This window comes from Bacillus sp. ISL-41 (genome assembly GCF_018613235.1).
GTDB lineage: Bacteria > Bacillota > Bacilli > Bacillales > Cytobacillaceae > Mesobacillus.
In genome coordinates this window covers 21,486-41,202 of record NZ_JAGGQP010000002.1, presented here as the reverse complement: position 1 = coordinate 41,202, position 19,717 = coordinate 21,486, and the positions used below count along the sequence as shown (strand labels likewise).

Sequence of the window (19,717 nt, the reverse complement as noted above, 5' to 3'; positions counted from 1 at the left end):
CCGACAAGCGCTGGAGGGCTGACCGGTGAAGTCGTTCTTTGACTTCATTGGGCAGACCGAAGCGACCTTGAGGGGCTAGGCGCTGGAGCTGGACAAAGAAAAGACAAAAAAGGGGAATAGAATGTGAGCTTACCCTATTCGTTAGAGGAAATTCCGTTTGTAGCAGCGGCGCTGATGATCGCTTTTGCGGTCCATGAGTTCGCGCACGCCTGGGTGGCGTATAAGTTTGGCGACCCGACTGCCCAGAGACAGGGGCGGTTGACGCTGAACCCGATCAAGCACTTGGATCCGCTGGGAACCATCTTGATATTCATTGCTGGGTTCGGCTGGGCAAGACCGGTACCGGTTAATCGTTTCATGTTCAAAAATCCGAAGCTTGCCGGAGTGCTTGTGTCTGTTGCCGGGCCAGTCAGCAATCTTATTCTGGTCTTCCTGGCATTTGCCATCTGGTACATATTTGTCATGCTTGGGCTGGCACCTGGGGTTCCGGAATTTTTCCTGAATTTCCTCAATATCTTCATCGGGCTGAATGCGATGCTTTTCGTCTTCAATTTATTGCCGTTCCCGCCGCTTGATGGCTACCGGATCATCGAGGATCTGGCACCAGCGGATATCCGGGCAAAAATGACCCAGTATGAAGCGTACGGCTCGATCATTTTCTTGATCCTGGTCATCACGCCGCTCGATCAATATACAATTCAGCCGATTTTCTATTATTTAATTCCGGCTGTAACGGATGGAATATACAATCTATTTTTCTGATTCATTTTAAGGAGGTTTCCAACATGGAAGAAAAAAAGGGCAAGAAGAATATTGGCTTCAATATCATCAAAAATGACCCGATGGATGGCCATAAGGGTTTTGGGAAAGGTGTTCTCACACTTGATAATGTCTCGCCAGTCATCATTGATGTCGATGCAGGAGAGGCAGCTGTAGAAGTAGGTGCCATGCATGCGCGCAGTGATGTCGAGAAAGGAATTAAGTTTCTTCCTGACCGAAATGAAGTGCCTGATGCAAAGCCCTACTGGGTTGTCTGGGTAACAATTGACAGGAAGGAAGAAGGTCCTTATTACGCTGGTGTCACTGCCTGCGAAATGACCGTCAACCGCGAAATCCGCCGCGGCTATAAGTCGCTGCCGGAGCATGTGAACCGTCTTGATAAGTCAATCAAGCGCCACATCATCGTGGATCATATGGATGAAAAATCAAAACACATCCTATCTGACTTCCTGAAAAAACATGATTCAGGAATGTGGGAACGGTCTGAAGAAAAGCTGAAAAATGACTTACTGGCCAATTAATATATCTGGATAATTTTCCTAATAATTTGTCTAAATTGTGACACTTCTTAGCAAGTGACAATATCTGGCTTGCTCAAATGCAATAAAAAAAGTAAACTGATATCAGCGTAAAACACATTTTATGCTAGGACGAGAAAAACCCCGGAGGCTTGCTTCCGGGGTTTTTCTTTTGGCTATGACGCAAAGGTTTTCCTTATTATAGTGAGATAATTGTTGTTGACACATTATGTTATAGGAGGATCCTCTATAGTCCGAAAATCCGCTTGTACCAAGGCTTCTTTTCCTTTTCCTTCATAGGTTTTTCTTCCTTATGTTCTTCGTGATCCAAATGATCTGTACAGTATTCAGTAGGTTCTGTTCCTGCAGCAAATAATGTCAGCCTTTTTACCGGGCATCCGTCAGAGGCGAGCATGCCATTTGCTGGATCAACATAGACGGCTACAGTCCCTTTTGCTGCCTTGAATTTTTTCGCAGGCTCATTATCCAGTGCTTTTTCCATAAAATCCATCCAGATATTCTTCGCATAGGATTTCTCCACTGTCAGTTCAATTGGCTTTCCTTTATCGTAACCTGTCCATACGGCGGATACGAGCTGAGGGGTATAGCCAATCATCCAGCTGTCTGTTTCGGTCGTTCCAGACTTGGCTGCGTACGGTCTTGTCATCTTTTTAATCAGCGTGCTTCCTGTTACGGAAGAATAGCCATTCAATTTTTTATCAAAAATGCCTGTCAGCATATGGGTCATCACCGAGGCGAGTTCCGGCTTCAAAACCTCTTCTCTCTCAGTCTTGTACTCGTATATCACTTCGCCTTTATGGTTTTCAACCTTCTTGATCAGCACAGGTTCCACTTTCTTGCCGCCGTTCGCCAGAATACTGTAGGCATTGGCCATATCAATCACCCTTACACCGGATGTGCCGAGGGCAAGTGATGGAACCTTGTCCATGTCCGTCTTGATTCCAAAACGCTTCGCTGTTTCCACGAGAGTTTCCTCTCCCAGGAACAGATGGGTTTTCACGGCGTAAACATTATCCGACAATGCCAAAGCCTGTGCCATCGTAATATCATCTTCAGCATATTTATTGTTAAAATTATGCGGCGTATACTCTGAGCGTCCATCATCGAACATGAACGTCGTCAGCTGGCTTTTCATTGTGGAAGAAGGAGTGAAGCCATTTTCAAGGGCCGCATAATACAGAATCGGCTTCATGGTCGACCCTGGCTGCCTGACGGCCTGTACAGCCCGGTTGAACGGGCTCTCTTCATAATTCCTGCCGCCGATAAGCGCAACCACATGTCCATTTTTCGGATTCATCGCCACAAACCCTGCCTGGATTTCTGAATCGGAAGCAATCATTTTATCCATCGACTTTTCCGCGATTTCCTGCTGATCAAGATTAAGGGTCGTATAAACTCTTAATCCGCCGAGCGAAATGGTCCGGTCATCAAAATTCAATGAATTCTTGAGCGCATTCTGGACAGCGTCCTGGAAGTATGGCGCCGCTCCAATCCGGGAATGCTGGTGCTCTCCGACAAGCTTCAGTTTTTCAATGCTCGCTTTTTGAGCGGCAAGTTCAGTGATATAGCCGTTTGTCTTCATCGTACTTATAATGGTGCGCTGCCGCTGCTTTGCTTTTTCAATAGAGGCGAAAGGAGAGTAAATGCTGGGACCTTTCGGGATTCCCGCCAGCATGGAAGCTTCCGCCAGGGATAAATCCTTCGCGTCCTTGCCAAAATAATAATGGCTCGCTGCCTGGACACCGTACGCACCATTGCCATAATAAATCGTATTCAAATAGCCTTCCAGGATCTCGTCTTTGGAATAATTCATTTCCAGCCGCAAAGTATATAGCGCTTCTGTCGCTTTCCGCTTCCACGTCTTGTCATGTTCAAGGTAAAGGTTCCTTGCATACTGCTGGGTAATCGTGCTCGCACCCTGGACCTTGGCCATTGCCTTTATGTCAGCAAGCGCAGCACCGGCAATCCGCTTATAATCAAACCCATTATGGGTAAAAAAGGTTTTATCCTCTATAGAAACCGTTGCATTAATCAAATGGGGAGAAATATCCTTGAGCGCCACCCAATAGCGCTTCTGGCCGGAGTGACTCTCGCCAATCACCGTTCCATCATCTGAAAAAAACAAAGTCGATTGCGGCACAGCCAGGGGAGGCGGTCCCTGAAGCTTCGCGTAGCCAATCAGGGAAAAATAGATGATTGTTACCAAGGCAAGCCCCGCAAGCCCGAAAAAGATCAAAGCACGCAAATATTTAATTGTCTTGCGAAACCGCTGGTCTGTCATCAGCTCCATGCTGCTTCCCCCTCAAAAAGATAGATAATATCAGTATGAAAAAAAACAGCAGGTTTTAAACATAGAATCAAAGTTAATTAAATTTTGCTTGCATTTTTGCTAGATTCAACTATACTTTTTCTGATGTTTGTATTTGTGATGTTGGGGAAACATAAAAAATAATATGAAAGCGTCATGCTTGCACAATATATATTTGGACAGTTCAGCAGTCCGTCACCTGAAATTCGCCGCATCATAACGGAAATTTTTTTGCCGAAAGGAAGGAAGAAAAATGGGTCTTTGGTTTACAGAAAAGCAGACAGAGAACTTTGGTATCACAATGAAAGTGAACAAGACGTTACATACAGAACAGACAGAATTCCAGAAGCTTGATATGGTAGAAACAGAAGAGTGGGGCAATATGCTTCTTCTTGATGACATGGTAATGACTTCTGTTAAAGATGAGTTCGTTTACCACGAAATGGTTGCGCATATTCCATTATTCACTCACCCAAATCCTGAGCATGTACTAGTTGTAGGTGGCGGCGATGGCGGCGTAATCCGTGAAGTGCTAAAGCACCCTAGCGTGAAAAAAGCAACTCTTGTTGATATCGATGGAAAGGTAATCGAGTATTCTAAGAAATACTTGCCTGAAATCGCAGGCAAGCTTGATGACCCGCGCGTTGATGTCCAGGTTGGCGACGGCTTCATGCATATCGCTGAAAGCGACAACCAGTACGATGTCATCATGGTTGACTCTACTGAACCAGTTGGACCGGCTGTAAACCTGTTCACAAAAGGCTTCTATGCTGGAATTTCAAAAGCATTGAAGGAAGACGGTATTTTCGTGGCACAGTCTGACAACCCATGGTTCAAGGCTGACCTTATCCGCAATGTCCAGAAGGATGTAAAGGAGATCTTCCCAATCACACGCCTTTACATCGCGAACATCCCAACATACCCAAGCGGAATGTGGGCATTCACACTTGGATCAAAGAAGCATGACCCGCTTGAAGTGAGCGAAGAACGCTTCCACGACATCGAAACAAAGTACTACACGAAAGAACTTCACAAAGCCGCTTTCGTATTGCCAAAATTCGTTGGCGACCTTGTAAAATAACTAAGACATTTTTTTAGGCTTCCCGGTGATTCCGGGGGCCGTTTTATTGTGAAAAATTATATTGAAAAAGAGGTGCTTAATATGCGTTTTGATGAAGCCTATTCTGGCAATGTTTTTATCGGCAGCCATTCAAACTATCAGGAAAGCAAGGCGGTCCTTTATGGTATGCCAATGGACTGGACTGTCAGCTACCGTCCTGGTTCACGCTTTGGCCCGACCCGTATCCGCGAGGTATCGATCGGCCTTGAAGAGTACAGCCCTTATCTTGACCGCGAGATGGCTGATCTGAACTATTTCGATGCAGGAGATATTCCGCTGCCATTCGGCAATGCCCAGAAAAGTCTTGATTTGATTGAGGAATACGTGGACAAGCTTTTGGCTGAAGACAAATTTCCACTTGGCATGGGCGGTGAGCATCTGGTATCATGGCCAGTCATGAAGGCAGTCGCGAAAAAATATGAAGACCTTGCCATCATCCACTTTGATGCGCATACGGACCTTCGCGAACATTATGAAGGTGAACCATTGTCGCACTCAACGCCAATCCGCAAGATTGCTGAGCACATTGGCCCGAAAAATGTCTACTCATTCGGTATCCGTTCTGGCATGAAGGAAGAATTCGAGTGGGCAAAGGAAGTAGGCATGCATATTTCCAAGTTTGAAGTCCTTGAGCCATTAAAGGAAGTATTGCCGACGCTTGCTGGCCGCCCGGTATATGTAACGATCGACATTGACGTCCTTGATCCTGCACATGCACCTGGAACAGGAACAGTTGACGCTGGCGGAATCACTTCCAAGGAGCTGCTTGCATCAATCCATGCAATCGCAAACTCCGGTGTGAACGTTGTTGGAGCTGACCTTGTCGAAGTCGCGCCAATCTATGATACATCCGAAATGACCGCAAATACTGCAAGCAAGATCATTCGTGAAATGCTGCTAGGGTTTGTAAAATAATAAATCATATCAGCCGCTCTCTTTTTAAAAGGGAGCGGTTTTTATTTTGTGAAAAAATAGTGACCTATTACTAATAGTTACTTTCATAGGAAGGGAAATTCAGAATAATATAGAAAATATAGTGATTATGTAAGTAATCACTAAAAAGGAGGTAAAAAGGATGAAAACATTGGTTTCTTTTTTCAACCGCATCATGCAGCGGTATTTGCCTGATCCGTTTCTTTTTGTCATCATTTTAACTTTTGTTGTATTTGGATTAGGCCTTATTTTTACCGACAGCGGTCCGTATCAGATGGCCCAGCACTGGGGTGGCGGCTTCTGGAGCTTGCTGACGTTCTCGATGCAGATGGTGCTTGTCCTTGTGACAGGTCATGTTCTCGCAAGCAGCAATATTTTTAAAAAGGGTCTTGGCTCACTTGCTTCGCTGGCAAAAACGCCAGGGCAGGCGATTGTCATTGTTACAGTCGTCTCGATGATTGCAAGCTTGATCAACTGGGGCTTCGGTTTGGTCATTGGTGCACTTTTCGCGAAAGAGTTGGCGAAAAGGGTTCAAAATGTGGACTATAGGCTGTTGATTGCAAGCGCTTACGGTGGGTTCATCGTCTGGCATGGAGGGATTTCCGGGTCAATTCCGCTGACGATTGCGACGGAAGGACACTTCTCGCAGGATTTGATTGGTATTATCCCGACAGATCAGACCATTTTTGCCGGCTTCAATCTGCTGATTATCTTAATTATGCTTCTCGTATTGCCAGTGGTTAACCGCCTGATGATGCCGTCAAAGGATCAAACGGTGACAGTCGACCCTGTACTGCTTGAAGCGGATGTTCAGGCAGCAACAATTGAGCAGGGAGCGATGACACCTGCGGAAAAACTGGAAAACAGCAAAATCATTTCTTTGTTGATTGGTATTCTTGGCCTTGTTTTTCTATTTTACTATTTTGCAACAAACGGATTTAAATTGAATCTTGATATCGTCAATTTCTTGTTCCTATTCCTTGGGATTCTGTTCCATGGCACGCCAAAGCGTTTCCTTGAGGCGGTCGTCAACGCGGTAAAAGGAGCGAGCGGTATCATCATTCAATTCCCTTTTTACGCGGGGATCATGGGAATGATGACAGCGTCTGGCCTGGCAGCAGTCATGTCAGAGGGCTTTGTGTCGATTTCAAATGAATTCACCTTCCCATTCTTCACCTTCCTGAGTGCAGGTGTGGTAAACTTCTTCGTTCCATCTGGCGGTGGACAGTGGGCGGTACAGGCACCTGTCATGCTTGAAGCAGCCCAGACACTGGGAGTATCTATCCCGAAAACGGCAATGGCGGTTGCCTGGGGCGACGCGTGGACCAACCTGATCCAGCCATTCTGGGCACTGCCTGCACTGGCGATTGCCGGCTTGAAGGCAAAAGATATCATGGGATATTGTGTACTGATGCTAGTTGTTTCCGGGGTTATCATCTCGGTTGGAATGCTATTTTTCTAAATAGAAGAGTAGGAGGAGCTGATTGCTTCTCCTTTTTTACTGGAAAAAATCGTTGATAATTTCCAGTTCGCGGAATTATGCCTGAAATTCGCGGAATTAATGTGGAATTTCGCGGAATTCCATCCTGTTTTCGCGGAAAAACCTATGACTTTCGCGGAATCATCTGGCTGAGAAGAAAAAATCGATAAGAGTTGGGGGAATTAAGGTCCTTTTTTGTGTAATTCCCCCCCTTACTTGTGAAAAAAACTACGGATTTTCGTGAATTCTTAAGTTGAAATAAAAAAACGGGTAGAAGCGTAACGGCATTTGCGGAAGTAAGATGGTTTTTCGAGGAAAAATCAAGTCTTTAAACAAATCATCATCAAAAAACTGGACAGCATTTGCCGTCCAGTTCGGTTTATTACATCTTTTCGAATGTATCACAAATGGTTTCACGTTCATTCAGTGCCTGTTTTCCGGTATTCGCTACTACAAGGATGGAATCGGCAACACATTGATCGCCTTCAGCCCAATATTTGCAGTTTTCTACTTCGCATTTAACTTCGATTTTCATGTATGCCACCTCCTTAAAAGGTTTTGATAATCAATACCCGCTTTGGTGTCGGGCTAATCCTATAGACTGATTTTACCAGCTAAAATAACATGCAAATCCCTGCGAACCTTGCACTTTCAAAGGAGAATATTTATACTTATAAAGTTATAATGAAGATAGAAAAGCATCAGCTATTTGGCCAGAAGTGCAAAGTGCTGATGCTGGATTAGAAAAGGGCGTGTTAACGGTGTCTAGTAAACCCGCTGATCAGATTCCTGTCAAAGTGACGGTAAAAACGGCAATTTACAGTGGCAAAGAGAAGGAAACTTTTGAATTGACTACTTTTGGCCGATACTATACAAAGGCGAACAGCTCTTACCTCCAATATGATGAAGTGATGGAGGAAGGAGATGTCCATACGACGGTTAAAATATCAGGGGACGAAGTGCTGATTTTGCGCAGCGGCGCGATCAAGATGAGGCTTCATTTTCTGCTGAATAAAAAAACTCCGGGGAACTATAAGACCCAATATGGTCTTCTCGAGACCTCGGCGCTCACGAAGCGGCTCGATACTGATTTTAACGAGACAAAGCAGGAGGGCCATGTGGACTTGCTGTATGATATGGCCATACAGGGCGCGAGTTCAGGTACATACCATTTGACGATCAATTATAAGGAGGAAGGCAAATGAATATAGTTGAACAGGTTCAATTGAAGCTGAAGGAAGAAATCAAGCAGGCAATCATCAAAGCTGGACTAGCTGAGGAAGCCCAGATTCCGGCCGTTATTTTAGAGACGCCTAAGGAAAAAGCACACGGGGATTATTCCACGAATATGGCGATGCAGCTTGCGCGCGTGGCGAAAAAGGCACCACGTCAGATTGCGGAGCAGCTGATCGAGAACTTCGATAAAAACAAGGCATCCATCGAGAAAATTGAAATTGCCGGACCTGGCTTCATCAACTTTTACATGGATAACAGCTATTTGACAGACTTGATTCCGGCAATCCTGGAAGCAGGAGACAACTATGGTGAATCGAAGGTAGGAAATGGGCAGAAGGTCCAGATCGAGTTCGTTTCTGCCAACCCGACTGGCGACCTTCACCTTGGCCATGCGCGCGGCGCAGCGGTAGGTGATTCACTGTGCAATGTGCTTGCTAAGGCTGGATACGATGTTTCCCGCGAGTATTATATCAATGATGCAGGCAATCAGATCAATAACCTGGCACTGTCTGTTGAGGCACGGTATTTCCAGGCTCTAGGCATGGACAAGCCGATGCCTGAGGATGGCTATCATGGCGCTGATATCATCGGGATCGGGCACATGCTCGCTGAAGAGTTCGGCGATAAGTATGTGAATGTTCCAGATCAAGAGCGCTTCGATGCTTTCCGTGAGTACGGATTGAAATATGAAATGGAAAAGTTGAAGCTGGACCTTGAGAATTTCCGTGTCAGATTCGATGTTTGGTACTCAGAAACTTCTCTATATCAAAATGGGAAAATTGACGTGGCACTTGATGCATTGCGTGAAAATGGCCATATCTATGAAGAGGATGGCGCGACATGGTTCCGTTCATCAGAGCTTGGCGATGACAAGGACCGCGTGCTGATCAAGCAGGATGGCTCTTATACGTATTTGCTTCCGGACATAGCTTACCATAAGGACAAGCTCGAGCGCGGTTTTGAAAAGCTGATCAACATCTGGGGAGCCGACCACCACGGTTATATCCCTCGTATGAAGGCAGCGATCGAGGCGCTTGGCTATGGACGTGAGGCGCTTGAAGTTGAAATCATCCAGCTTGTCCATCTTTATAAAAATGGCGAGAAGATGAAGATGAGCAAGCGTACTGGTAAAGCTGTCACGATGCGTGACCTGATTGATGAAGTAGGTCTGGACGCAGTTCGTTACTTCTTCGCAATGAGAAGCGCGGACACTCATATGGACTTCGACCTTGACTTGGCCGTATCCCAGTCCAATGAAAACCCAGTTTTCTACGCACAGTATGCGCATGCCCGTATCAACAGCATTCTGCGTTCTGCTGCAGAACAAGGGTTGATCTTCGACATCGAGGCAGATTTCAAGCATATCCAGTCCGAGAAGGAAATCGACCTGCTGAAAAAGCTGGGCGAATTCCCGCTGGCCGTTGCCGAAGCAGCCCAGAAGCGCATGCCGCATCGAATCTCCAACTACATTTTTGAACTCGCATCCGTATTCCACAGCTTCTACAATGCTGAGAAGGTATTGGATCTGGAGAATAAAGAAAGAACAGTGGCACGCCTGTCGCTGATCAAGACAGCGCAGATCACTCTAAAGAATGCACTTGAGTTGATTGGGGTTTCGGCTCCGGAGAAGATGTAGGAATAAGAAAAAGCATAAGTCCAACATGGGCTTATGCTTTTTTAAAATATGAGGAGATATATTCGTGACAGAGCAATGATCATGAAAAAAGATCCTGCCCCACCAAGTAGAATGACACAGAAAATAACTTCGAATACGAAGCTATATCTAAAATGGATTATTAAGTAACTTCTGCCTGCTCTCCACTCTTTCTGTAAAAACCACAGTGTTTTTAAACTTATAATTCCCAATAATAAATAGACTCCGCTAATAAGCAGGTCATCTAAAATAGTAATGGCTGTAAGGAATGGAGCATCCCATCCACTTACTCCTCCGCCTCTAGCCCATCCGATGGCAAAGCTAATCACTGCAATTGGCCCTACATAAGCTAAATTAATCAAGAGTTCATGCACTCTTTCACGGAATGAAGGTAAGGGTTTCTCGGCTTCACTCTTCTTTTTCAAGTTGTAAATTCCCCCTGGCTTATAGTTAACCTGATATTACCATTTTTATGCTTAAAAAGCTTATATAAATACGTGCATTTTTTAAAGATGCTTAGAATTGATGAAAGGGTCACGAAAAAAGGAAGGTAATAAAAGTAAAATCATTGAAGAATTCGGCATTTTATGTGGGATGCATGCGTTAATGAGTGCTGGATTAGGAGATCAGTCGTATCAATCATTATGATAATCGTCATTTCTGTGGGGTGCGGAGCGGCTAGCACGTTGAATATAAGCTTTGTTTCCTGGGGTGCTTCTGGATATAACAAGGACAATTTCTTCTTAATGTTAAGGAAAAACACTGTTACAAGCGGCCTTATTCGAGGTGTAAAGGAGTTCAGAAGTATGCATATATGCGAAATAGAGCAAATCGACCGGATTGTCAGGCTGGAGAGGGCAAAATGAGACTCAACCCATCGCCACCCTGTTACCCGAATCGAGCTGTTTGAGAAATCAAGGACAAACCTGCTGTCCTGGAACACCTCAAGACGCTTATTTTATCATTTCCACTCCAACACAGCTCCGCCAATCCGTTTCACGCCGCGGATACTGGCCAAATCTTCGACCAGCTTTAAAGCTGCTTTATCCTTCTCCTTCGCTTCAATCATGAAATCAACATCCTGGCCGATGCCACGGAGGATATTGATCAATGGCAGAATGAATTCAGGGTCAACGGAATCCGCGTGCGATCTATACGCTTTTTCCGTTTTAGGGGAAGAAATATGGATTTTAGGTTTCAAACCAGTCCGTTCCCAGGTTGCGAAGCCATCGGGAAGCAGTTTTTCCAAAGACTCCTCACAAAGATTCGCCATGTGGTGGTGATAATCAAACATGAAGGGGACGTCTTCTTTCAAACAGGCAGTGAGTGTTTCTTCTGCATTGTACGTTTTATCATCATTTTCAAGCGTGGTGATTTTTTTGATATGCTCTGGCAGTTTGGCGAAGTTTTCATGGAAGCGCAATATCGTTTCTTCTTTGTTACCGTATGCCCCGCCAATATGGATGTTGATGAGCGCTTCGGTTTCCAGTCCCATCGCTTCAAGCATGCCATAATGATATTCCATATCGATGATTGCATTAGCCGTCACTTCCTCCCTCGGAGAAGTGAACAGCGTGTATTGATTTGGGTGGAAGCTTGTCCGGATTCCATGCTTTTTCACCAATGCACCGATTTCGAGCCATTTGTCGCGGAACGGCGTAACATAATCCCACTTGACCTCCGGGTGAGTCGCCAGCGGCGCAATCGAGCTCGAGAAACGATACAAAGGTATATCGTGGGCGATATTGTAATGAATCATTCGTTCTGTGTTCACCAAGTTCTGATAGGTTACGGAAAGCAGCTTTTCATGCCGTTCGTCTTCAGGCAGCTGTCCATACCGGGAGAATGTAAGTGCCTTGGATGGAGATGCATCCCACAGGCTGATGGCGGTGGATACATAGCCCAACCGAATAATCATAGTGACACTCCTTTATTGTCAAGCTGTCCGGGTTATCACAAAAAATAGGAAATGGTACTTGCGGCTTTTTCCTTCAGCAAGGAACGGTTGAAGTCATCCAAAGCGGCCTTCCTTGAGTTCAGGATATCCTCTGTCAGGATTAGCTTTATTTTTTTTATAAAATCAACATCATAAATCAGGCAGTTCAATTCATAATTTAAGAACATGCTTCTTTTATCAAAATTAGCGGTGCCAATGTCACAAACCGTATCATCCACGAGCAGGGCCTTTGAATGATAAAAGCCATTTAAGAACTGATAGACTTGGGCACCATCCCGGATCAGAGTCCTCAGATAAGGGTAGGAAGCTTCTTTAACAAAGGCATGGTCGGAAACGAGCGGGACAAGAACCGTCACTGAAACACCTCTTTTGATTGCATCCCGCAATAAGTTAAATACCCTTTTGCTCGGGATGAAGTACGGTGTCCCAATAAAAATCGAAGTCTTTGCATTGCTGATCAGGTCTGACATCATTTCCTCAAGCAGGATGCCTTCAGTTGGAACAAGCTGCTGACGGATTGTGCCTTTTTCGAGGGCGGGGAAATAGGCTTTGTTTTGCAGCAAGTTGACTTTTGCAGCTGCACGCCAATCTTCAAGGAACTCCGATTGCAGATCGGTAACGCCTTCCCCGGTCATTTTCAAGTGATAATCGCGCCATGGCGACAGCTTTGGATCCTGATTGTTATATTCCTTGCCAATATTGAAGCCGCCGAGATAGGCGATCTTTCCGTCAATAACGGTGATTTTCCTGTGGTTCCGCACCTGGGATGAGTAAAATAAGAACGGCAATTTAGGCATTTGGGAATAAGCGAATTCCACGCCGGCAGCCTTCAGCGATTTGATCGTCTTGCGCTTCAGTCCGTTGCCCACCCAATCGACCATAAGGCGCACCTCGACCCCGTCCTTAACTTTTTGTTTTAAAATGGAGAGAAATTCCTGGCTGATTTTATCATCCTGGACGATGTAAAACAAAATATGAATGTGCTGCTTTGCGTTCTTTAATTCAGAAAAAAGGTCGTCGAACAATTTAGGGCCTTCGGCAAAAATGGCTAGGTTACTCTCCCGGACAGGCAGCTTATTCGTTTTGGCACTTGCCAGATGCTTTTTCCTGCCAAGCATGAAGTCTGCATAGACCCATAGGAACAGCCCAGCTATTATCGCGATTAAAATCCATCCAAAATCCATAGCAATCCGGCTCCCTTAAAAGTAAATTAATAAGCATACCCTGGCTCACTTCGAAAAGTGTCCAGCTGCAGCGCCTAGCCCCTCGAGACGCCTGTCCAGTGTCGCCTCCTAGAGACTCCGAAACTTCAACTCCGCCGGCAGAAGCAAAAAGCGCTTCTTTACCGGAGTCTCCAGTTTCTGCGTTTCTGGACAGTCGGCTATACATTTCAGTTTCGGTCCGCCCAATGAAGTCAAAGAACGACTTCACCGGTCGGCCCTCCACCGCTTGTCGGGGCTGACCAAGGCGCTTCCGCTTTTCATATTATTTTTGCCGAAATCGCTTCATATATGTTAAGTTCCTGTAAAAGAGGAAATGTAAACAATTTTCAGAAATGAAAGGAAATGAGTTGACTGAATGCTCATTCATTATATAATGTAGTTAAAGGTATATTCAGAAAATTTGTTTGGTTAAAAATTTTCCATCCAAAAATCAGCATCGAAAGGGGTAAATGATTTTTATGAACGGTCTGCTATGGATTAATCTTATCGCGTTCTTACTTGTAACCGCTTACGCCGTCAGCTTGTTTGTATACGTGGTAAAGACGAGAATCGAGTACATCAAGCTCGGCAAAAAATCAGAGTTTGATGATGATATCAAGGATCGCTGGAGAAGAATCCTTGTCCATGTATTTGGCCAGAAAAGGCTATTAAAGGACAAGAAAAGCGGTGCGATCCACGTTATGTTTTTTTATGGATTCCTCCTTGTCCAGTTTGGGGCAATTGATTTTATCTGGAAAGGAATCAAGCCTGGCTCGCATTTGCCTTTAGGCCCTTTATATCCAGGTTTCACGTTTTTTCAGGAACTCGTTACGCTTACGATTCTAGTAGCGGTTGTATGGGCTTTTTACCGCCGATATGTAGAAAAGCTTGTCCGTCTGAAGCGCGGCTTTAAAAATGGACTTGTACTTCTGTTCATTGGCGGACTAATGCTTTCTGTATTGCTCGGAAACGGAATGAGCATGATCTGGCATGGCCATGAAGGAACTTGGACTGAACCAGTCGCATCTCTGATTGCGGCAGCATTCAGCGGAATTCCTGAGGCAGCTGCCATCACGATTTTCTATATCGCATGGTGGATTCACTTGTTATTCCTGCTTGCGTTCCTAGTGTACGTACCGCAGTCCAAGCATGCTCACTTGATTGCCGGACCGGCCAATGTTTATTTAACAAGGGTTGATTCACCTGGAAAAATTACAAAGATCGATTTTGAAGATGAAACTCAGGAAACATTCGGTGCAGGTAAAATCACTGATTTCAATTATGAACAGATGATCGACTTTTATGCTTGTGTTGAATGTGGACGCTGTACGAATATGTGTCCGGCAACAGGCACTGGAAAAATGCTGTCGCCAATGGATTTGATTGTCAAGCTGCGTGACCATCTGACACTTACGGGTGCGGCTGTCACTTCAAAACAGCCTTGGGTGCCGACATTTGCTTTCTCTAACACAAAGGGCAACCAGCTCGCTTTGGCGGCTGCCGGCCAGGGTGCAAATGAAGCTGCAGCAGGCCTTGCATACAGCCCGAGCATGATCGGCGATGTCATCACAGAAGAAGAAATCTGGGCTTGTACAACTTGCCGTAACTGTGAAGACCAGTGTCCGGTTATGAACGAGCACGTTGACAAAATCATCGACCTCCGCCGTTACCTTGTTTTGACTGAAGGTAAGATGGATGCTGACGCACAGCGTGCGATGACGAATATCGAGCGCCAGGGCAACCCATGGGGCTTGAACCGCAAGGAAAAGGAAAACTGGCGTGAGCTTCGCGACGATGTTGTCATTCCTACGGTAAAAGAAATGAAAAAGGCAGACGAAGAATTCGAATACTTATTCTGGGTTGGCGCGATGGGTTCATTTGATAACCGCAGCCAGAAGATCGCCCTTTCGTTCGCTAAGCTATTGAACGAAGCAGGCGTCAAGTTCGCGATCCTTGGCAACAAGGAAAAGAACTCTGGCGATACACCACGCCGCCTAGGCAACGAGTTCCTATTCCAGGAGCTTGCGACGAAGAACATTGAAGAATTCGAGAAAAATGAAGTGAAGAAGATCGTCACGATCGACCCTCACGCATACAATATCTTTAAGAATGAATATCCTGATTTCGGCTTTGAAGGCGAGGTTTACCATCACACCGAGCTTCTGGCGCAATTAGTGAAAGAAGGAAAGCTGGTTCCGAAGCATGCAGTGAACGAAACAATCACTTTCCATGATTCCTGCTACCTTGGCCGCTATAACGAAGTATATGACGCACCGCGTGATATCCTCAAAGCGATTCCGGGAGTGGATCTAAAGGAAATGGAACGCAACCGCGATACGGCAATGTGCTGTGGCGCAGGCGGCGGCTTGATGTGGATGGAAGAAGAAACAGGACACAGAATCAATGTATCCCGTACAGAACAGGCCCTTGCAGTGAACCCATCCGTCATCAGTTCCGGATGCCCATACTGCCTGACAATGCTATCCGATGGAACGAAAGCAAAAGAAGTAGAAGAAAACGTCGATACATTAGACGTAGCAGAACTACTTGAAAAATCCGTTTTTGGAGAAATCAAACCGCTTGTATCTTAATACAATTTAATACTTAAAACATGAATAGTAGAAGTTGACTCACAGTAAAAATTCGACATAAGACAGAATTTTTAGCAAAGTGTTTCAATTTCTACTATTTTTAAAGTAAAATGAATAATATGATAAAGCGCTTACATTTAACTTCAATCAGTCACCACGATCCAACCTCATGAAAAAAGCATCAGACATATTTTTTTGGCCCAGTTTCGAGCGAGCGTTCAGTCACTCAAAGACGCTGGCAACAAGATTTATTTTTCATTTTCAAAAATTAATAGATTGAAAGGGAGAGATGACAATGGGAAAGACAGTCATTTTAGCAGGTGCAAGAACACCGTTTGGCAAGCTTGGCGGAGCATTAAGCGGTTTTTCAGCCAGTCAATTAGGAGGAATTGCCGTAAAAGAGGCCCTGTCACGAGCGGAAATAAAGCCTGAGGAAGTCGGCGAGGTCATTCTTGGCACAGTGCTGCAGGGAGGCCAGGGACAGCTGCCATCACGCCAGGCCGCTAGAGAAGCGGGAATCCCATGGGAAGTAAAAACGGAAACAATCAATAAGGTTTGTGCATCAGGCATGCGCAGCCTGACTATGGGTGACCAGATCATCCGCGCGGGAGACGAAGAAGTCATCGTTGCCGGCGGAATGGAGTCAATGAGCAACGCGCCTTATATCCTTCCGAAAGCACGCTGGGGATTCAGGATGGGCGACGGCCAGGTCAAGGATTTGATGATCCATGATGGATTGACTTGCAGCTTCAAGGGAGTCCACATGGGCACTTACGGAAATGAAGTAGCGAAAGAATATGAAATCAGCCGCGAGGAACAGGATGAGTGGTCATATCGCAGCCACCAGAAGGCGATTGAAGCAATAGAATCAGGCAAGCTTGCTGAGGAGATCGTTCCTGTTGAAGTGCCACAGCGAAAGGGCGACCCGATTTTGGTTCAGCATGATGAATCACCAAGAAAGGATACATCAGTTGAAAAGCTAGCGAAGCTTGGTCCGGTTTTTAACTCAGACGGCACGATTACTGCTGGTAACGCACCTGGTGTTAACGACGGTGCGGCGGCCCTCGTGCTGATGAGTGAAGAGCGCGCACAGCGTGAAGGCAGGACACCACAGGCAGTTATCCTTGGGCATGCAGCCATCGCAACAGAAGCGAAGGACTTCCCGAAGACACCCGGAATCGTCATCAACGAACTGTTGAAGAAAACAGGCAAGTCACTTGAGGAAATTGATCTTTTTGAAATCAACGAAGCTTTTGCTGCAGTCGCATTGACAAGCGGACGTATTGCAAACCTTGATCCTGAAAAGGTGAATGTGAACGGCGGTGCGGTTGCCCTTGGCCACCCTATCGGAGCCAGTGGGGCACGCATCATCCTTACTTTGATGCATGAACTGAAGCGACGCGGAGGCGGGGTCGGCATTGCGGCGATCTGCTCGGGCGGAGGCCAGGGAGACGCAGTGATGATTGAGGTTCCGAAGCAATAATGAAATGGATGGGAGGGCAAGGTGAGAGTTGCTCTCCATCGATAAGACTATTTTAGGAGGAGATTGGATGAGTGTGAAAACAATTATGGTAATCGGTGCAGGACAAATGGGCTCAGGCATCGCCCAGGTGTGTGCGCAGGCGGGATACAGTGTGTTTTTGAATGACCTGAAGCCAGAATTTGTTGAACGAGGACTTGCCGGCATCAAGAAAAACCTTAACCGTCAGGTAGACAAAGGCCGGATGACAGCTGAACAGCTGGACGAGATTGTTGGTAGAATTACAGCTTCAACCGACCTGCAGGATGCAGGAAAGACGGATCTTGTGATCGAGGCTGCTGTCGAGAACATGGATATCAAGGCGAAAATCTTTGCCCAGCTGGATGAAATTGCACCTGAACACGCAATCCTTGCTTCCAATACATCATCGTTGCCAATCACGGAAATCGCTGCAGCGACAAAGCGTCCCGAAAAAGTCATCGGCATGCACTTCATGAATCCGGTGCCGGTAATGAAGCTCGTTGAGATCATCCGCGGGCTGGCGACTGCTGATGAGGTCTATCAAACAATCGAAGACATCACCAAAACATTGGAAAAGGTACCTGTTGAAGTGAATGACTTCCCTGGCTTCGTGTCCAACCGCATCCTGATGCCGATGATCAATGAAGCGATCTACACATTATACGAGGGTGTAGCGACGAAGGAAGCGATCGACGAAGTCATGAAGCTTGGCATGAACCATCCAATGGGACCGCTGACGCTTGCAGACTTCATTGGCCTTGATACTTGCCTCTACATCATGGAAACACTTCACGAAGGCTTTGGCGATGACAAATACCGCCCTTGTCCGTTGTTAAGGAAATATGTAAAAGCAGGCTGGTTAGGTAAAAAATCAGGCCGCGGTTTCTACACTTACGAGTAAATATTTTGGCGACAAATACGTCCATACATACCACTGTCTGGACGTTTGGAGGGTGAAAACATGAATCTGAGATTTACAGAAGAGCAGGAAATGATGCGCAAAATGGTTAGGGATTTCGCGCAAACCGAAATCGCTCCATTCGTTGAAAAAATGGAAGAGGGCGAGTTCCCGAGAGAGATTTTAAGAAAGATGGGCGAGCTTGGCTTGATGGGAATCCCGGTGCCAGAAGAGTATGGCGGATCGGAGATGGATTTCATCTCATACATCATCGCAATCCATGAAATCTCAAAGGTCAGCGCCACGGTCGGCGTCATCCTGTCCGTCCATACATCCGTCGGAACAAATCCGATCTTGTATTTTGGTACGGAAGAACAAAAGAAGAAATATGTGCCTAAGCTTGCTGCAGGCGAATATCTCGGTGCATTCTGTCTGACTGAACCAAGTGCCGGGTCAGATGCTGCAAGTTTGAAAACGCGGGCCGTCAAGAAAGATGGACACTATGTGTTGAACGGCTCGAAGGTGTTCATCACAAACGGCGGCGAAGCAGATGTCTACATTGTTTTCGCTTCTACTAATCCGGAGGCAGGAACTAAAGGTGTTTCCGCTTTTATCGTTGAAAAAGACACACCAGGCTTCATCGTCGGCAAGGATGAGCACAAAATGGGCCTTTACGGCTCACGCACAGTCCAGCTTACATTTGAAGACATGAAGGTGCCGGCAGAAAACTTGCTTGGCCAGGAAGGCGAAGGGTTCAAAATCGCGATGAGTAACCTGGATTCCGGGCGAATCGGAATTGCCGCACAGGCCCTTGGTATTGCCGAAGCTGCATTGGAAGCAGCGACTGACTATGCAAAAGAAAGAGTCCAGTTCGGCAAGCCAATCGCTGCCCAGCAAGGTGTCGGCTTCAAGCTTGCAGACATGGCAACATCGGTCGAAGCTGCAAAACTATTAATCTATCGCGCTGCCCAGTTACGCTCTGAAGGCCAAAAATGCGGAATCGAAGCATCCATGGCGAAGCTGTTCACATCACGCACAGCAGTCGAGGTCACCACAGAAGCCATCCAGGTATTCGGCGGCTACGGCTACACGAAGGATTATCCGGTTGAACGCTACTTCCGCGATGCCAAAGTAACCGAGATCTACGAAGGCACGAGTGAGATTCAGAAGATTGTTATTAGTAAGCAGTTGTAAGGCTGGTATTATGACAGGTTTGGCAGTGGAACCAGAAAAGCTGTCAAGAAAAGCCCGGAATCGTGACAGATTTGGCAGTGGAACCAGAAAAGCTGTCAAGAAAAGCCCGGAATCGTGACAGGTTTGGCAGTGGAACCAGAAAAGCTGTCAAGAAAAGCTCGGAATTATGACAGGTTTGGCAGTGGAACCAGAAAAGCTGTCAAGAAAAGCCCGGAATCGTGACAGGTTTGGCAGTGGAACCAGAAAAGCTGTCAAGAAAAGCCCGGAATCGTGACAGGTTTGGCAGTGGAACCAGAAAAGCTATCAAGAAAAGCTCGGAATCGT

The 19,717-nt window shown here is 46.0% G+C and carries 17 protein-coding genes; 11 read left to right on the top strand and 6 right to left on the bottom strand.

Annotated features, from left to right (window positions below):
• The first annotated feature begins 174 nt into the window (after nucleotides 1–174).
• Nucleotides 175–762, top strand: coding sequence for a site-2 protease family protein (locus tag J7I80_RS00675; RefSeq protein WP_214735514.1), 588 nt, complete (start codon nucleotides 175–177; stop codon nucleotides 760–762).
• A gap of 23 nt (nucleotides 763–785) precedes the next feature.
• On the top strand, nucleotides 786–1,301 hold the full coding sequence (locus tag J7I80_RS00670; RefSeq protein ID WP_214735509.1) for a YwhD family protein: 516 nt from the start codon (nucleotides 786–788) through the stop codon (nucleotides 1,299–1,301).
• Nucleotides 1,302–1,545: 244 nt separating this feature from the next.
• Here the strand turns inward: J7I80_RS00670 and J7I80_RS00665 are convergent, their stop codons facing one another.
• Complete coding sequence (locus tag J7I80_RS00665; RefSeq protein WP_214735508.1) at nucleotides 1,546–3,609, bottom strand: transglycosylase domain-containing protein; 2,064 nt, start codon at nucleotides 3,607–3,609, stop codon at nucleotides 1,546–1,548.
• 271 nt (nucleotides 3,610–3,880) lie between these two features.
• Here J7I80_RS00665 and speE point away from each other — a divergent pair, with 271 nt between their 5' ends.
• The 3 genes from speE (at nucleotide 3,881) to J7I80_RS00650 (ending at nucleotide 7,142) form a co-directional block, all read left to right on the top strand.
• Nucleotides 3,881–4,708: a spermidine synthase gene (gene speE, locus J7I80_RS00660; protein ID WP_214735507.1), complete on the top strand. Its 828-nt coding sequence runs from the start codon at nucleotides 3,881–3,883 to the stop codon at nucleotides 4,706–4,708.
• An 81-nt stretch (nucleotides 4,709–4,789) separates the two neighbouring features.
• Entirely contained in the window at nucleotides 4,790–5,662 is an 873-nt protein-coding gene (speB, locus tag J7I80_RS00655) for an agmatinase (protein ID WP_214735513.1), read from the top strand.
• A 160-nt stretch (nucleotides 5,663–5,822) separates the two neighbouring features.
• Complete coding sequence (locus tag J7I80_RS00650; RefSeq protein WP_214735506.1) at nucleotides 5,823–7,142, top strand: short-chain fatty acid transporter; 1,320 nt, start codon at nucleotides 5,823–5,825, stop codon at nucleotides 7,140–7,142.
• A gap of 400 nt (nucleotides 7,143–7,542) precedes the next feature.
• Here J7I80_RS00650 and J7I80_RS00645 read toward each other — a convergent pair whose 3' ends face one another.
• Nucleotides 7,543–7,695, bottom strand: a complete 153-nt coding sequence (locus tag J7I80_RS00645; RefSeq protein WP_192471932.1) for a DUF1540 domain-containing protein — start codon at nucleotides 7,693–7,695, stop codon at nucleotides 7,543–7,545.
• Nucleotides 7,696–7,921: 226 nt separating this feature from the next.
• Between J7I80_RS00645 and J7I80_RS00640 the strand changes: the two genes are divergently transcribed.
• Both J7I80_RS00640 and argS read left to right on the top strand, forming a co-directional pair.
• A complete protein-coding gene (locus J7I80_RS00640; RefSeq protein ID WP_214735505.1) occupies nucleotides 7,922–8,365 on the top strand; it encodes a YwiB family protein in 444 nt (147 codons plus the stop codon).
• Nucleotides 8,362–10,032 (top strand): arginine--tRNA ligase, encoded by a 1,671-nt coding sequence (argS, locus tag J7I80_RS00635; RefSeq protein ID WP_214735504.1) that lies wholly within the window; start codon nucleotides 8,362–8,364, stop codon nucleotides 10,030–10,032. Before J7I80_RS00640 ends, argS begins: the two co-directional genes overlap by 4 nt.
• A 41-nt stretch (nucleotides 10,033–10,073) precedes the next feature.
• Here the strand turns inward: argS and J7I80_RS00630 are convergent, their stop codons facing one another.
• The 4 genes from J7I80_RS00630 to J7I80_RS00615 form a co-directional block, all read right to left on the bottom strand.
• Nucleotides 10,074–10,475, bottom strand: a complete 402-nt coding sequence (locus tag J7I80_RS00630; protein ID WP_214735503.1) for a hypothetical protein — start codon at nucleotides 10,473–10,475, stop codon at nucleotides 10,074–10,076.
• 536 nt (nucleotides 10,476–11,011) lie between these two features.
• Nucleotides 11,012–11,968 (bottom strand): UV DNA damage repair endonuclease UvsE, encoded by a 957-nt coding sequence (gene uvsE, locus J7I80_RS00625; RefSeq protein WP_214735502.1) that lies wholly within the window; start codon nucleotides 11,966–11,968, stop codon nucleotides 11,012–11,014.
• 35 nt (nucleotides 11,969–12,003) lie between these two features.
• Nucleotides 12,004–13,191, bottom strand: a complete 1,188-nt coding sequence (gene cls / locus J7I80_RS00620) for a cardiolipin synthase (protein WP_214735501.1) — start codon at nucleotides 13,189–13,191, stop codon at nucleotides 12,004–12,006.
• Nucleotides 13,082–13,438 carry a hypothetical protein gene (locus J7I80_RS00615; protein ID WP_214735500.1) on the bottom strand — a complete coding sequence of 119 codons (357 nt, stop codon included), beginning with the start codon at nucleotides 13,436–13,438 and terminating at the stop codon, nucleotides 13,082–13,084. Before J7I80_RS00615 ends, cls begins: the two co-directional genes overlap by 110 nt.
• Before the next feature lie 250 nt (nucleotides 13,439–13,688).
• Here J7I80_RS00615 and J7I80_RS00610 point away from each other — a divergent pair, with 250 nt between their 5' ends.
• The 4 genes from J7I80_RS00610 to J7I80_RS00595 all read left to right on the top strand — a co-directional run bounded on the left by J7I80_RS00610 (nucleotide 13,689) and on the right by J7I80_RS00595 (nucleotide 19,393).
• Nucleotides 13,689–15,800, top strand: a complete 2,112-nt coding sequence (locus J7I80_RS00610; RefSeq protein ID WP_192471925.1) for a (Fe-S)-binding protein — start codon at nucleotides 13,689–13,691, stop codon at nucleotides 15,798–15,800.
• Nucleotides 15,801–16,095: 295 nt separating this feature from the next.
• Entirely contained in the window at nucleotides 16,096–17,283 is a 1,188-nt protein-coding gene (locus J7I80_RS00605; protein WP_214735499.1) for an acetyl-CoA C-acetyltransferase, read from the top strand.
• A 67-nt stretch (nucleotides 17,284–17,350) separates the two neighbouring features.
• Entirely contained in the window at nucleotides 17,351–18,202 is an 852-nt protein-coding gene (locus J7I80_RS00600) for a 3-hydroxybutyryl-CoA dehydrogenase (RefSeq protein WP_214735498.1), read from the top strand.
• 60 nt (nucleotides 18,203–18,262) lie between these two features.
• Entirely contained in the window at nucleotides 18,263–19,393 is a 1,131-nt protein-coding gene (locus tag J7I80_RS00595) for an acyl-CoA dehydrogenase (RefSeq protein WP_214735497.1), read from the top strand.
• Nucleotides 19,394–19,717: the final 324 nt, after the last annotated feature.